The 14,143-nt window shown below is 75.4% G+C and carries 13 protein-coding genes; 3 read left to right on the top strand and 10 right to left on the bottom strand.

Annotation, left to right across the window (positions count from 1 at the left end; translation table 11 throughout):
• Window positions 1–20 precede the first annotated feature (20 nt).
• Together ACTWM8_RS08660 and ACTWM8_RS08665 are read left to right on the top strand one after the other, a co-directional pair.
• On the top strand, window positions 21–230 hold the full coding sequence (locus tag ACTWM8_RS08660; RefSeq protein ID WP_088963283.1) for a hypothetical protein: 210 nt from the start codon (window positions 21–23) through the stop codon (window positions 228–230).
• A gap of 26 nt (window positions 231–256) precedes the next feature.
• Window positions 257–760, top strand: a complete 504-nt coding sequence (locus tag ACTWM8_RS08665) for a DUF1990 family protein (protein WP_446213338.1) — start codon at window positions 257–259, stop codon at window positions 758–760.
• Window positions 761–818: 58 nt separating this feature from the next.
• Here ACTWM8_RS08665 and ACTWM8_RS08670 read toward each other — a convergent pair whose 3' ends face one another.
• From ACTWM8_RS08670 to ACTWM8_RS08710, 9 genes are all read right to left on the bottom strand, one after another.
• A complete protein-coding gene (locus tag ACTWM8_RS08670) occupies window positions 819–1,739 on the bottom strand; it encodes a DNA-3-methyladenine glycosylase family protein (protein ID WP_446213339.1) in 921 nt (306 codons plus the stop codon).
• A gap of 350 nt (window positions 1,740–2,089) precedes the next feature.
• A complete protein-coding gene (locus tag ACTWM8_RS08675) occupies window positions 2,090–2,746 on the bottom strand; it encodes a COG4315 family predicted lipoprotein (RefSeq protein WP_446213340.1) in 657 nt (218 codons plus the stop codon).
• A gap of 200 nt (window positions 2,747–2,946) precedes the next feature.
• Window positions 2,947–3,726, bottom strand: coding sequence for an anti-sigma factor family protein (locus tag ACTWM8_RS08680; protein ID WP_446213341.1), 780 nt, complete (start codon window positions 3,724–3,726; stop codon window positions 2,947–2,949).
• A complete protein-coding gene (locus ACTWM8_RS08685) occupies window positions 3,723–4,421 on the bottom strand; it encodes a sigma-70 family RNA polymerase sigma factor (protein WP_088963279.1) in 699 nt (232 codons plus the stop codon). The genes ACTWM8_RS08680 and ACTWM8_RS08685 overlap by 4 nt, the downstream gene beginning before the upstream one ends.
• A gap of 80 nt (window positions 4,422–4,501) precedes the next feature.
• Window positions 4,502–5,359 carry a spermidine synthase gene (locus ACTWM8_RS08690; protein ID WP_446213342.1) on the bottom strand — a complete coding sequence of 286 codons (858 nt, stop codon included), beginning with the start codon at window positions 5,357–5,359 and terminating at the stop codon, window positions 4,502–4,504.
• Window positions 5,359–6,327 (bottom strand): hypothetical protein, encoded by a 969-nt coding sequence (locus ACTWM8_RS08695; protein ID WP_446214506.1) that lies wholly within the window; start codon window positions 6,325–6,327, stop codon window positions 5,359–5,361. The genes ACTWM8_RS08690 and ACTWM8_RS08695 overlap by 1 nt, the downstream gene beginning before the upstream one ends.
• 2 nt (window positions 6,328–6,329) lie before the next feature.
• Window positions 6,330–8,804 (bottom strand): AAA family ATPase, encoded by a 2,475-nt coding sequence (locus ACTWM8_RS08700; RefSeq protein ID WP_446213343.1) that lies wholly within the window; start codon window positions 8,802–8,804, stop codon window positions 6,330–6,332.
• On the bottom strand, window positions 8,804–9,952 hold the full coding sequence (locus tag ACTWM8_RS08705; protein ID WP_446213344.1) for an exonuclease SbcCD subunit D: 1,149 nt from the start codon (window positions 9,950–9,952) through the stop codon (window positions 8,804–8,806). The genes ACTWM8_RS08700 and ACTWM8_RS08705 overlap by 1 nt, the downstream gene beginning before the upstream one ends.
• 13 nt (window positions 9,953–9,965) lie before the next feature.
• The gene (locus tag ACTWM8_RS08710; RefSeq protein WP_377610011.1) at window positions 9,966–11,714 is read right to left on the bottom strand and encodes an ATP-binding protein; all 1,749 of its coding nucleotides are present in this window, start codon (window positions 11,712–11,714) and stop codon (window positions 9,966–9,968) included.
• Between the two features lie 226 nt (window positions 11,715–11,940).
• Between ACTWM8_RS08710 and ACTWM8_RS08715 the strand changes: the two genes are divergently transcribed.
• Complete coding sequence (locus tag ACTWM8_RS08715; protein ID WP_446213345.1) at window positions 11,941–13,572, top strand: esterase/lipase family protein; 1,632 nt, start codon at window positions 11,941–11,943, stop codon at window positions 13,570–13,572.
• Here the strand turns inward: ACTWM8_RS08715 and ACTWM8_RS08720 are convergent.
• A complete protein-coding gene (locus ACTWM8_RS08720; RefSeq protein WP_446213346.1) occupies window positions 13,502–13,987 on the bottom strand; it encodes a DUF7144 family membrane protein in 486 nt (161 codons plus the stop codon). The genes ACTWM8_RS08715 and ACTWM8_RS08720 overlap by 71 nt on opposite strands.
• Window positions 13,988–14,143 lie beyond the last annotated feature (156 nt).

Consider the following 14,143-nt stretch of genomic DNA (forward strand, 5'->3'; position numbering starts at 1 on the left):
CTCAGAGCTACCGTCGCCGGGTGGAGTGGGTGTGCTGCTGCTGCGGGCGGTGGCGGGTCAGCGTGGAGCTGATCCGGGGCCGGCAGCGCTATCGGCTGGTCCGCCGCTACCCGGCCGAGTTCGGTGGCGGCAAGGACGTGCTCGGCGAGGTCGGTACCGTGACCGAGCTGGAGGAGCTGCTGCGCCGACGTACCCCGCTCGACCTGGCCGACCTCCGCGAAGCCGCCTGACCCCCGCCCCACCCTAGGCTGGACGGGTGTCCGAGCTGACGTACCAGGAGGTCGGGGCGACCCGGCACGGGCGGCTGCCGGCCGGCTGGCACCACGTGCGCCACCGGTACCGGCTGCCCGAGGGGTGCTACGCCCTCGCCGCCGAGGCGGTGCTGACCTGGCGGCTGCACCGGACGGCCGGCTTCCGGATGCGCACCGACGCGCCGCGCGCCACCCCGGGCGTCCGGGTCACCACGGGCCTGGGGGTGGGGCCGCTGCGGGTCTGGGGCCCGTGTGAGGTGGTCTGGGTCTCCGACGACGAGCGCAGCGCCGGCTTCGGCTACGGCACCCTGCCCGGGCACCCCGCGCGCGGCGAGGAGGCCTTCCTGGTCACCCGCGACGACGCCGGCACGGTCTGGTTCGAGGTGACCGCGTTCAGCCGGCCGGCCCGCTGGTTCATGCGCGCCGCCGGGCCCGCCGGCCGCGTCGTGCAGCACGGGTACGCGCACTGGCTGGCCCGCACCCTGCGCGGCCTCTGCGCCCGGCGCTGACCCGCGCCCACCACGGCCGGGTGGCGCCCGCCCGAGGGTCGGAGACGGCCCGGCGGGATCAGAAGCGGGCGAAGGAGCGGATCGGCGCGCGCGGCCCGAACTTCGGCGCCTGGATCCCGGCGGCCTCCAGCAGCCCGCAGACCCGCCCCCGGTGCCCCCGGAACGGCTCCAGCAGGGCCAGCATCCGAGCGTCGTCGCCGCGCGCCTCACCGGCCAGCGCCCAGGCGACCGTGTTCGGCACGTGGTAGTCGCCGACGCTGACCGCGTCCGGGTCGCCGTACGCGATCCGGACCACCTCGGCGGCGGTCCACGGGCCGATGCCCGCGATCGCGGTCAGCCGCCGGGTCGCCTCGGTGCTGTCCGCGCAGCGTTCCAGCCGGTCGGCGACGGCGGCGGCCCGGCGCAGCGTGTCGGCCCGGCGCTGTTCCACCCCGAACGGGTGGAAGACCCAGTACGGCGCGGCGGCCACCACCTCCGGCCCGGGCGGCAGCAGCAGCGGCTGCATCGGCCCCGGCGCCGGCTCGCCGAAGTGCCGGACGGTCGCCGCGTACGCCCGGTACGCCTCCTTGCCGGTGACCTTCTGCTCGAAGATCGCCCGCAGCAGCCGGGGGAAGACCTGGCCGGTGGCCGGCATCCGCCGCCCCCGGTGCTGGGCGGCCAGCCGGGCCACCAGCGGGTGCGCGGCGGCCAGCTCGGCGAACCCGGTGAGGTCGTCGCGCAGCCCGGCGATCGCGTCGGCGCGCTCGACCACCCAGTCGGCCCCGGGCCCGTACCCCTCGGCCAGCAGCTCCCCGCCGCCGGAGCGCAGCGCGAGGGTGGCCGGCCCGGCCGGGGTGCGGGTGGCGTACCAGAAGGTGTCGGCGGCGATCCGCGCGCACGGGTCGTACGGGCTGAAGGTGAGCGACCGGACGGAGGCGGCCAGCCGGTAGTCGGCGGGCGGGCGCAGCGCCCGGCGCGCGGCGGGCTCGGTCCAGGTCACCCGGACACTCTGCCACGTGCCGCCCCGGTGACGGACGACACCGCCGACGCCCTGCACGTCGACGGTGTCTCCGTCCCGGGGCGGACCGGCCGCGTACGGCCATGGGTACGGGTTGGGGTGACCTCGGCGGCGCGTCTGCTGGCGTCGGGCGCGCCACCGCCCTCGTCCGTCCCGGGGATCCGTGGGGGAGGGGTCCGGCGAACGGCGCGTGGCGCCGGCCCCGGCGGACCGGCGCCACGACCTCCGGACGCGCGACGCTGCCGGTGCGCCGGCGTCCCGTACCTGTGACGATGGCCGGCCGCGCCCTCCCCGGCTGCGACCGGCCACCGTGTCCGAGTGGCGGCGGGAGATCAGTACGAGTAGCCGGAGCCGCCCGCGTCCGAGCCGCCCGAGTCACCGGCCGCAGGCGGGGCGACCGCCTTCGGGGTGCCGGTCGGCAGGCAGGTCAGGTTCTTCTTGCCGTTCGGGTCCACCACGAACCAGGTGCCGCCGACGCCCTGGCCCTTCCACTGCCCCGGCTTCTTGTCACCGATGTAGCGGTAGACCGGCCAGCCCCCGATGGTGATCTGCCGGGTGCCGTCCTGGCGGGTGACGGTGCCGACCTTGTCGTCGGAGACGCCCTCGAGCTGCGGGTTGCCGTCGGTCAGCGCGGGCGGCCACACCTGGGCGCACTTGTCCACGCAGTTCGACGACGGCGGATCGTCGGAGTCCTTGTCGAAGCGGTAGAGGATCCAGCCGTCCTGGTCGGTGACCACGTTGCCCATCCGGGCGACCTTCTTGCCGACCAGCTCGTCGGTCAGGCGCACGTCGGCGGGGGGCGGCGCCTGGTCGGCGGGCGCTTCGGCGGAGGCGGAGGCCTCCGGTTCGACCGCCGCGGTGGGCTCGGCCGCGGCGACGGCGACCGGCTCGGCAGCGCTGGAGTTCGCCCCGTCGTAACCCGCGGGAGCGCAGGCCGTAAGTGCGACCATCGCGCTCGCGACGATGACGGTTCGCTTCATCTGTGCCACGTGCCCTCCTCATTCTTGGCAGTTCACCGAGTAGTACGGAGGGTTCACTGTCAAGGTTGAACGATTGACAGTGGGCAATTTCACTCAAGCCCGTTGAACCGTTCCGGGTCCGCGTACGTGTGCAGGCACGTCGGCGTCGCCGCGGCAAAGCCGAAACGGCGCCGGCCCACGCGGGCCGGCGCCGATCGGGAGTTCGCCGGTCAGGGAACGACGGTCACCAGCGGGCTGGCCACCCCGTTCGCGTCGACCGACTGCACCTGGACCTTGGCGATGTCGCCGGGCGACGCCGAGGTGGACGCCTCCAGCTGCAGGTCCTGCGGGTTGGTGTTGGTGCCGTAGCCGGTGCCCGGCACCGACCAGGTGGAGACCACCTCGGTGGTGGAGTTCTTGCGGACCACCACCAGCCGGCAGGTGCGCGGACCGGGCAGCCGGGTCAGGTTGAACCCGATCCAGGTGCCGTACTCCTTGCGGGCCAGCCACATGGTGGCCTTCACCCCGGTGCTGCCGTCGGTGGCGTCGTGCTGCTCGCCCTCGATCTCGTTACCGCCGACGGCCGGCCCGGAGCGGGTCGGCTCCGGGCTCGCCGGCCCGTCCACCGTCGCGGTCACCGTCGGCTCGGCGATCACCTGGTCGCGGCCGCCGTTGCCGTCGAGGACGGCCACCCCCAGGCCGCTCAGCGCGCCGACCGCCACCACCGCGGCGGCGGTGGCGAAGACCCGCCGGAACTGGGCGCGCCGCCGGTGGGTGCGGACCGCGACGAGGGTACGGTCCAGCAGGGCCGGGTCAGTGGCGGTGTGCTCCATCGCCATCATCGTCTCGCCGTCGATGTCGGAGAGCAGCCCCACCACCGGGACCATCGTCTCCAGCTCCGCGGCGCAGGCCCAGCACGTGGCGAGGTGCTCCTCGAACCGTTCGGTGTCCTGCTCGTCCAGCACGCCGAGCGCGTACGCGGCAACGTCCATGTGGTCCGCCCGGCTCATTCCGTCACCCCCCTCTCCTGCAGAGCCGTGCGCAGCGCGCGCAGCGCGTAGTAGACCCGCGACTTGGCGGTGCCGAGCGGAAGGCCCAGCTCCTCGGCCGCCTCCGGCACCGTGCGGCCCCGGAAGTACGTGGCCACCAGGATCTCCCGGTGCGACTGACTCAGCGTACGCAGCGCGTCGGCCACGGTCATGGTGCGCAGCACCCGGTCGGTGCTGTCCGCCTCGGCGAACGCGGTCAGGTCCCGGTCGTACGTCTCCGCCGGCCGGGCCTGCTCACTGCGGTGCTCGTCGATGGCGATCCTCCGGGCCACGGTCACCAGCCAGGGTCGCAGCGAACCCTGGCCCTGCACGCCGAGGCGGTGCGCGTTGCGCCACGCCCGCAGCAGCGTCTCCTGCACGATGTCCTCGGCGCGCTGCCGGTCACCGCCGGTCAGCCGCATCACGAACATCAGCAGCGGCCCGGCGTGCTCGGCGTAGAGCAGGCGGACGAGCTGGTCGGAATGGCTGGCCTCGGGGGACGCCGCCTGGTGGCGTCCGGGCGCCGGTCGCGGCGTCACCGGGCCATTCTGGCGATCGGTGGGGCCCGCGTCGACCCCCCGGCCCGACCTCGAGGCACGGGACTGGGGCTGGGCCCGGGCGAACATCCACCCTGGCCTGGCCATCTCACCGTGCAAGCCGGCCGCGACCGCGTGCATGCAGACCTCCTGGTGTCCAACGACATCAGCCGGCCCACGGAGAGGGCCGCCCCGTGATACGTGCGGGTCGGCCCAGCGGATCAACGACGTACCGAAAAGATTCCGGGCGGCGGCGGGGTGGAGTCGGTCGCGTCGGCGTCGCACACCACCGGCGCGCCCCCGGCGAACCGGTCGAGTTCCGCGCCGGCCACCACCCGCCCGGGGAACCAGTCCCCGGCGGCGCGCCGGGTCAGCTCCGGCACCGGCGGCTCGACCCGGCCCGCGACCAGCACCAGGTTGCCGTAGCGGCGCCCGCGCAGCACCGCCGCGTCGCCGACCAGGCAGGCCCGGGGCAGCACCGTACGGACCGTGGCCACCTGGGCCCGGGCGTGCCGCAGGGGTGGACCGTCGGCGAGATTCGCCAGGTACCAGCCGGACGGGGCCAGCACCCGGGCCACCTCGGCGGCGTACTCGACCGAGGTGAGGTGCGCCGGGGTACGCGCGCCGGCGAAGACGTCGGCGACCACCACGTCGTACGCGGCGTCCCGGGTGGACGCGAGGGTCGCGCGGGCGTCGGCGACCCGCACCTTCAGCCGGGGGTCGGTGGGCCAGGGCAGCGCCCGCCGCACCAGCTCGACGAGCGCGCCGTCCACCTCGGACACCCGCTGGGTGGAGCCGGGGCGGGTGGCCTGGAGGTAGCGGGGCAGGGTCAGCGCGCCGCCGCCCAGGTGCAGCACCCGCAGCGGCGCGCCGGCCGGGGCGAGCAGGTCGAGCGCCGCGCCGATCCGGCGGACGTACTCGAACTCCAGGTGGGTCGGGTCGGCCAGGTCCACGTGCGACTGCGGGGCGCCGTCGAGCAGCAGGGTCCACGAGCGGGGCCGGTCCGGGTCCGGCACCAGCTCGACCTCACCGGTGTCGACCGGCGCGACGACCCGGTCGTCGCCACGGCGGCGACCCATCAGCGACCCGCCGCGCCGGCCCGGGTGGCCATGGTCAGCGCCCGGTGCAGCAGCCGGGCGTCGCCGAGCAGCCCGCGCAGCCGCCGCTCCAGCCCGGCGATCGGCACCAGGTTCTGTGGGGCGCGCGGGTCCTTGTACGGCGAGGAGGCGAACCGGGGCAGCGTCACCAGCGACAGGTCGGCCAGCGCGATCGCCTCCTCCGGCGGCAGCTCCGCCGAGCACTCCATCCGCACGATGCCGGCCCAGGGCGCGCCGAGCGCCACCGGCAGCCGCAGGTACCAGGACCAGCCGCCCCAGGCGGTGCCGAGGCGGAACACCGGGGACCGCTCACCCGGCGCGAGCCCGGTGACCACCGCGGTGAGCCGGGCGTCGAGGTACTGGCTGTGCTGCGTCTTGATGTAGCCCAGGGTGCGCGGCAGCTGCCGCCGGCTGCGCAGCGGCCCGTCCACCACCAGCAGGTCGCCGTCCACCCGCGCGGCGTCGGAGACCGCCACCTCCAGCGCGGTCAGCGGCGCCTGCACCGCCGCGGGCAGCTTGCTCAGCTCGCCCGTGCCGCCCACCCGGTGCACCGGGTAGCGGACCCGCCCGCAGACCACCTCCTGCGCCGACGGGCTGGCGGTGAATAGCCCGCGCCCGACCTGCGCGCCGGCCAGCTCCGCCGCGCCCCGCTCCAGGTCGCAGCGGACCACCCCGGCCGCGTACGAGGCGGCGATGCCGGGGAACGAGGCGCCGTCGTCCTCGGCCGTCCAGACGCTGGCGTCGATCCGGCGTACCCCGTCGACGAGCAGCACCACGTCCGGCGCGCGCAGTCCCGGGCGGGCGCCGATCGCCCGCCAGTCCACCGCCGGCAGCTCGACGTCCGCCTCGACCTGGGCGCTGCTCGGCGCCGCCGGCCCACCCACCGAGGCCTCGAAGGAGGCCCCGTACGACGGGTCCCAGGCGTCGACGAAGAGCCGCGGCCCGGTCACGCTCACAGGCCGGTCCGTTCGACGCGGGCCGTGCGGGCGTCCTTGCGGACCTCGTAGCGCACCGGGATCCGCTCGGCCAGCGCCGGCACGTGGGTGACCACGCCGACCATCCGGTCGCCCCGGGCGGCCAGGCTCTCCAGGGTGGCGGCCACCGTGTCCAGGGTCGCCGCGTCGAGGGTGCCGAAGCCCTCGTCCAGCACGATCGACTCCAGGCTGGCCGCGGTGGTGGACATCCCGGCGAGCTGCTCGGACAGCGCCAGCGCCAGGGCCAGCGACGCCTGGAACGTCTCCCCGCCGGAGAGCGTGCGTACGCCCCGGCGCAGCCCCGCGTCGTGGTGGTCGACCACGGAGAACTCGCCCTTGTCGTGGACCAGGTCGTACTGGCCGTTGGAGAGATCGCGCAGGATCCGGGAGGCGCCGTCGACCAGCAGGTCGAGCGCCTCGGCGAGCAGCCACCGCTCGAAGTTGTTGGCCCGCAGGTGACCGGCGAGCGCCCGCGCGACGCGGGCCTGCCGCTCGTGCTCGTCCCGCTGCCGGCGCAGCTCACCAGCCTGCTCGCGGCGTTCCTCGATCCGGCGCCGGTCCGCCTCGGCCCGCTCGGCGGCGACCGCCACCGCGTGGACCGGGTCGTCGGCGGGCGGCAGCCCGGCCGCCGACAGCAGCGCGGCCAGCCGTTCCTCCACGGCCTCGGCCGCCGCCTGCGCCTCGGTCACCGCCTCGGCCAGCCCGACCCGTTCCGCCCGCCGCCGCTGCGCCTGCCCGGCCGTCCAGTCGACCAGGGTGGCCCAGGCGGCAGCGACGTCCTCCCGGTCGGTGGCCGGCGGCCCGAAGCGGGCCAGCCCGTCCCGGGCGGCGTCGAAGCCGCGCCAGGCGGCGCGCAGCCGCTCCTGCGCCGCGTCCAGCGCGCCACGGGCCCGCCGGGCGGCGTCCCGGCCGGCGCGTACCGCCCCCGCCGCCTCGTCGAGGGCCCGGCGCAGCCGGGCGTGCTCGTCCAGCGCCGCGCGCAGCGCTGTCGGCGTCGCCGCGTCGGCGAGCTGGGCGTCCAGCTCGGACAGTCGGGCCGCGAGCTGGTCGTGTCGGGCGCGGGCGTGCACCAGCACCCGCTCCAGGTCGCGGGCCGCCGCGTCGCGCTCCTGCACCAGCGCCTGGGCCGCCTTGCTGGCCGCCCGTGCCGCCTTTCCGGCGGCGGTGGCCGCGGCCACCGCCGAGCCGGCCGGCACCGCCGGCACCCGGGCCACGCTCTGCTCGCACACCGGGCAGGTGCCGCCGTCGGCCAGGTGCGCCCGCAGGGCGACCGCCTGGTCGGTGGCCTTGGCCTCCTCGTGGGCGCGGAACGCCGCCTCCAGCTCGGCCTCGGCCCGGGCCGACGCGTCCCGCGCCGCCGTCAGGGCCGCCACCGCCGCGTCGTGCTCCCGCTGCGCCTCGGCGACCGCCGCGCGGACCGTCTCGGCCTCGCCGGTCAGCCGCTCCCGATCGGTGTACGCCCGCAGCAGCAGCCGCAGCGTGCTCTCGTCGCCGGCCCCGGCCAGCTCGCCGCGCAGCTTCTCCTCGCGCTCCTCGGCCAGCGTCACCGCGGCCGCCGCCTCGTCGGCCGCCGCCCGGGCGGTGGTCACGGCCCGGGCCACCTCGGCCACCCCGTCCGGCGCCCGCACCCCGGTCAGCCCGGCCAGATCCGCGTCGAGGTCGGCCAGCGCCGCCGTCGCCGCCCGGGCCGCCGCCCGCGCGCTCTCCCGCTCGGGTACGGCCGACCCGACCGCCTCGGACAGCTCGCGCATCCGGTCGACCTGCGCGGTCGCGGCGGCCAGCGCCGCGTCGTCGACGTCGGTCAGCCCGGCGAGCACCTTGTCCACCGCGGTCAACCCCGCCTCGGCCTGGCCGGCCCGTTCGGTGGCGCGCTTCTGCACCTCCTCGTAGACGCCGAGGCCGAGCAGGTTGACCAGGATCTGCTGCCGGGTGGCCGGCTTGGCGTGCAGGAAGTCGGCGAACTGCCCCTGCGGCAGCAGCACGCAGGAGGTGAACTGCTCGTACGGCAGCCCAACCGCCTCCAGCACCGCCTGCTCCATCTCGGCCGGCGTCCCGGCGACCACCTCGCCCAGGTCCTCCGGGCTCAGCCCGGTGTCCAGCTTGGTGATGTCGAAGCCGGCCGGCATGAGCTGCAACCCGGCGTTGGCCGTCTTGACGTTGCCCCGGCCGTCGCGGCGGACCACCCGGGTGGCCACGTAGCGGGAACCGGCGGACTCGAAGACCAGCCGGACCCGCGCCTCGGTGGCCGACGGGGCGAGCGCGTTCGCCAGGCCCCGCGTGCCGCCCCAGCGGGGCACCGTGCCGTAGAGGGCGAAGCAGATCGCGTCCAGCACCGTCGACTTGCCCGACCCGGTCGGGCCGACCAGCGCGAAGAAGTCGGCGTCGGTGAAGTCGACCGTGGTCTCGTCCCGGAAGACGGTGAAGCCCGCCATGTCCAGCCGCATCGGACGCATCAGCGATCGACCTCCTCGAAGAGCTCGTCGAAGAGCTCCCGCACGCCGTCGTCGTCGTGGCCCCGGCTGTCCAGGTAGTCGGCGAACAGCTCCCGGGGGGAGCGGCCGGCCCGCTGGGCGACCCGGGTGCCGCTGCCCGGGGCCGGGACCAGCTCCGGGTCGATCCGGATCTCCAGCGCCCGGGGGAGCAGCTCCTGCACCTCCTCGCGCAGGCCGGCCCGCGGCTGCTCGCGGACGAACACCCGCAGCCAGCCCTCGGGCGGGGTCAGCTCGGCCAGTTGGGCGAGGGTGCCCCGCACCGTGCGCAGCGACACCGCCGCCGCCACCGGCACCTCGCGGACCTGCGCGGCGGTCTGCGCGGTGACCTCCACCAGCGTCACCGAGGCGACGTTCTCCTGCTCGCCGAAGTCGACCGCCAGCGGACTGCCGCTGTAGCGGATCGGGCAGGGCCCGATCACCCGCTGCGAGCGGTGCAGGTGGCCCAGCGCCACGTAGTGGGCGTTGCCCGGGAAGACCGTCGCCGGCACGGCGTAGCCGAGCACGGTGTGCGCGTCCCGCTCGCCGCCGCCGGTGGTCGCGCCGACCACGGTGACGTGGGCGGTGACCAGGTGCACCCGGTCTGGCTCGGTGAACCCCTCGGTGAGCCGGGCGAGGACCCGGCCCAGGTGGTCGGCGTACGTCTGGGTGGCCTCGGCGGCGGTCAGCTCGTACATCTCCACGGCGCGGACGGCGTACCGCTGGGAGAGGAAGGGCAGCGCGGCGAGCTGCCAGCGCTCGCCGTCGCGGGTGGTGCCCTCGATGACGTGCTCGGCCGGGTTCTCCCGGACGCCGCCGCGCAGCGTGATGCCGGCCGCCTCGGCCCAGGGCCGCAGCGCGTCCAGGGCCTGGCCGTTGTCGTGGTTGCCGCCGATCGCCACCACGTCGGCGCCGGTGCGCCGCAGCGCGGTCAGCGCCCGGGTGACCAGCCGGGTCGCCTCCGGGCTGGGAGCGGCGGTGTCGTAGAGGTCGCCGGCGACGATCACCAGGTCGGGGCGCTCGTCGCGGGCGATCTCGATGACCCCGGCCAGCACCTGCTTGTGCTCGTCGGCGCGGGACTGCCCCTTGAGCACCTTGCCGACGTGCCAGTCCGAGGTGTGCAGGATCTTCATGGGTGCGCGCTCCCTAGAACGGGATGTCGTCGTCGCCGGCGCCCGAGCCGACCACCGCGAACGGGTCGGCCGACTGGGTGATCGAGCGCAGCGTCTGCGAGGGCGGCCGGCCCGCCTCGGAAACCCGGGTCGCCCAGGCCGGGAAGGGGAACTCCAGGCAGAGCGGGACCGGGATGTCGGGCTGGTTGACGAACATGGTGCCCGGCTTGGCCAGCAGCGCCCGCTGGCGCTGGGCCGGCGGGAGGAAGCCGTACTCGGGGCGGGACGCCTCGGCCGGGTCGAGCCGGCCGACCACCCGGATCGCCGAGTTGGTGACGATCCGCCGCTCCACCTCGCTCGCCGTCTGCTGCGCGCCGATCAGGATCACCCCGAGCGAGCGGCCCCGCTCGGCGATGTCGAGCAGCACCTCCTTGATCGGGGAGGAGCCCTCGCGCGGGGCGTACTTGTTGAGCTCGTCGAGGACGACGAAGAGCAGGGGCTTGGCGGTGCCGGACTTCTCCTTGCGCTCGAACTCGCTCTTGAGCGTCACACCGACCACGAAGCGCTGCGCGCGGTCCGGCAGGTTGTGCAGGTCGACCACGGTGACCTGGGCGCTCTCGGCGGTGTTGATGCTGTGCGGGCGGCGGGTCGCCAGGTCGCCCCGGATCAGCCGGCCCAGGTCCTTCTTGCTGCCGATCAGCCGGCGGGCGAAGGCGTTGACCGTGCCGAGGCCGACCGCGCTGCCCGCCCAGTCGCTGCGGGTCTCGTCGTCGTTGAGCTGCTCGACGATGTGGTCGACCAGGTCGGCGTACGAGCCCAGCCGGACCCCGTCGAGGCTCACCCCGCCGTCGGCGGGCTGGGCGTACCGGGCCAGGTGGGCGGCGACCGAGTGGACCACCATCGTGTACTGCTGGCGCTCGTCGTCGGCGTCGGCGAAGACGTACGGCAGGAGCCGGTCGGCGCAGAACTCGCTCAGCGTCCAGTAGAAGCTGTCCACGCCGGTGAGCCGGCTGCTCACGTCCGGCGTGCCGGAGGAGTCGCCGACCCGGGGCGGGGCGTAGACCCGCACGTCGGGGAAGGCGCCGGCGTCCAGCCCGAGCTTCGCGTACGCGGCCCGGGTCGGGTCGTCGAGCCGGGCGTTGGGGTGGTCGAGGAAGAGCAGGTCCTCGCCCTTGACGTTGAAGATCAGCGCCTTGGCGTTGACCGCGTCGCCGCCGAGCACCCCGGAGCGGAAGACCGAGTAGAGCAGGAAGGTGGCGAAGCTGGTCTTGGTGGCCACGCCGGAGATGCCGGAGATGGAGACGTGCGCGCCCCGGCTGCCGTCGAGGAAGTCGGCGTTGAGGTAGACCGGAACGCCGTCGCGGCCCATGCCCATCGGGATGCGCCGCTCCATCCGGTCGAAGTGCAGCGCCCGCGCCCGGGCGTCGCCCTCGGCCCGGTAGACCGCCGCGCCCGGCGCGGGCGGCACGTAGAACTCCGGGTCGACCCGGGTCGTGGTGATCTCGGCGGCCTCCTGCACCTGGGCGGGGAGGGTGCCGTCGGCGATGGCGAACACGTCCGAGTCGAACTGGGCGCCCTCGTGCCGGGCCCGGACCTGGGTGACCACCCCGGCGATGGTGACCGGCTCCCGGTCGGGCAGCTCACGCCGGGTGACGACCACGTCGTCGAGCTGGAGGTAGCTGTCGGGGGAGACGGCGGTCCAGAACTGCAGCGGGGTGGCGTCGGCGGTGCCGAGCACCCGGCCGACCGGCCGGCCCGGGCCGTCGAGCAGGTCGTCGGTCATCGGGGGACTCCGGTCAGCTGCTCGTCTGGGTCAGGGCGCACGCCCTGCATCCTGCCCGAGGAGTACGACACGTTGCCACGCGACGCGGCGGACGCCACGCGCCGTCGTCGCGGGCCGTCGCGCTGCGGGACGACGCGACCACGGTGCGTCCCCTCGTCAGTGCGATTCCGCCACCGAGGGGCGTGATCCGCGAGAGCATCGGAGGGCCGCGAGAACGAGGAGTGCCGTGGGGACGAGACGAGGCCGACTGGTCGGGCTGCTCGGCCTCGCCGCGCTGCCCCCGGTGCTGGAGGAGGCGCTGCTGGTCGGCGTCGGCCTGCACGCCGCCCGGGGCCTGGCCCCGCAGGCCACCGCCGTGTGGCCGTACGACTCGTACCACGACCTGCGCTGGCTGCTGGTCTACCACAACTCCTGGGAGATGTTCCTGCTCGGCGTGCTCCTGCTGACCGTGCTCCGGGGTGCGCTCTCCGCCGGGCTGACCGCGCTGGCCTGGCCGGCCGGGGTGCCGCGGCCCTCCTGGCGCTGGCTGGTCCGGCGCAACCTGGAGGTCACGGTGCTCGCCGCGGTGGTCATCTCGCCGTGGGCCGCGCTCTCCGTCGCCTTCTCGGCGGTGGCGCTGTCGTGGTACCTGTTCGCCTCCCTCGGTCCGATGCTGATGCTCGCCCCCTTCCTGGTCCGGGCCGGGGTGGTGAGCCGGTGGTGGAAGGGGCTGCCGACGATCGAGCTGTTCGGCTGGGCGTCGCTGAACTTCGTGGTGCTGACCCTGGCCGGCGCGGTGATCTCCAGCACCCCCGGGTGGTGGACGGTGCTGGTGGCCGGTCTGGCCGGCGTGGCGAACGGGCTGCTCTGGCAGCGCACCGTGGCCGCCGCGACGGCGCCGGTCCGGCGCTGGGCGCGGGTGCCGGTCGGCCCGATCGCGATCGCGCTCGCCCTGGCCGGCGCCATCTGGGCCCAGGCGTTCATCGGGTTCGCGGCCGGTGGGGGGCAGGGGCAGTGGCGGCCACCGGTGCTCAGCGAGCGGATGCCCGACCGGGTGCCGCACGCGGTGATCGTCCTGGGCGGGCACAACTCGAGCTGGGACGGGACTCCTGCCGCCGACCCGCGGGTCGAACGCTTCTCCTACCGTGGCCTGGACGCGCAGGGCCGGCCCCTGCCGTACCCACCCGAGGCGACCCACCGGTCACTGGATTCCAGCAGCGCCCTGCTCGCCGACCAGGTCGAGTCGCTGCACCGGCGTACCGGACGCCCGGTGGCCCTGGTGGGGCAGAGCGAAGGTTCCATGGTGGCCCGCACCTACCTGGAGCGGCTGCCCCGCGGCCCGGTGACCACGGTGGTGATGTTCAGTCCGCTGGTCCAGGCCGGCCGGACCTACTACCCGCCGCCCGGACACGCCGGCTGGGGGGTGGCGGCCGGTTGGGAGCTGCGGGCCATTTTCTGGCTGTCGAACCTGCCCCTGGCGGTGAAGGACGAGCCGGACAGTGCGTTCGTGCGGTCGGTGCTGAGCAACGCGCCGTTCTACCGCAACCGCACCCTCTGCCCGGTACCCGGGGTCCGGATGATCGCCTTCCTGCCGACGATCAGCGCCGCGGAGGCGCCGCCGGGGGAGTACAGCCGCGTCCCGGTCTACCAGCAGCCCGCGCTGCACGGCGGCCTGGTGGGCGAGCGGGCGGTGGAGGACCGGGTGGTCGCCTTCCTGGCGGGGGAGCCGGTGGAGATGCCCCGGCGGGAGTACGGCCTGCTGCAACGGCTGGGCGCCGCCTGGCAGGCCCCGCCGCTGGCCCTCATGCTCAATCCGATCTGGTCGGCGACCAGGGAAGGGGATCCGGCGATGACGGGCCGGGTCTGCGAGCCCCGCTGAACCCACCCGCGGCCCGGCCCGTGCGACGGTGTCGCAGCAGCAGTCGCATGACCGCGGCGTCGAGCCCCACCACCAGCAGCGCGGGGACCGGCGCGTACGGGAACAGCAGCAGGTCGACGGCGGCGCTCAGGGTGGCGCAGCCGAGGGCGACCGACGTCGTGCCCCGGCGTCCGGTGGCCGCCGCCAGGCCGGCGAGCGTGACCGCCGCGCCGATCGCGACGTGCAGCCAGGCCCAGCCGGTGATGTCGACGAGGTACATGCCACGGCTGGTCTGTACGACGAACGGGTCGACGGTCGTGGTGGCCCACGCGGACAGCAGGTCCACCAGGCCGCTGATGGCGAGCAGGGTGCCGGCCAGCAGCGGTGGGCCGGGTCGCTGCGCCCCGGTGGCGTCGACCGGCTGAGGAAACCCCATCTGCCCAGGTTAGGGCCTGCGCGTGCGGCGCGGACCGGAGTCGACGTCGCCGGGAGCGACGGGCGGAACGCGAAAAGTTCCGGAAAAACCTCGGCCGTAAGTCGTGACAGAGAAGGGCCGCCTGGGTTCAGAATAGCCACAGCATTCATCGAGGAG

This window comes from Micromonospora sp. IBSANI012 (assembly GCF_052814045.1).

Coding starts and splice junctions, on each gene's coding strand:
- ACTWM8_RS08690 (WP_446213342.1), bottom strand. CDS start 5,359: ATGGGTCGCCGCCGTGGCGACGACCGGGTCGTCGCGCCGGTCGACACC.
- ACTWM8_RS08700 (WP_446213343.1), bottom strand. CDS start 8,804: ATGCGTCCGATGCGGCTGGACATGGCGGGCTTCACCGTCTTCCGGGAC.
- ACTWM8_RS08710 (WP_377610011.1), bottom strand. CDS start 11,714: ATGACCGACGACCTGCTCGACGGCCCGGGCCGGCCGGTCGGCCGGGTG.
- ACTWM8_RS08705 (WP_446213344.1), bottom strand. CDS start 9,952: ATGAAGATCCTGCACACCTCGGACTGGCACGTCGGCAAGGTGCTCAAG.
- ACTWM8_RS08680 (WP_446213341.1), bottom strand. CDS start 3,726: ATGAGCCGGGCGGACCACATGGACGTTGCCGCGTACGCGCTCGGCGTG.
- ACTWM8_RS08685 (WP_088963279.1), bottom strand. CDS start 4,421: ATGCACGCGGTCGCGGCCGGCTTGCACGGTGAGATGGCCAGGCCAGGG.
- ACTWM8_RS08720 (WP_446213346.1), bottom strand. CDS start 13,987: ATGGGGTTTCCTCAGCCGGTCGACGCCACCGGGGCGCAGCGACCCGGC.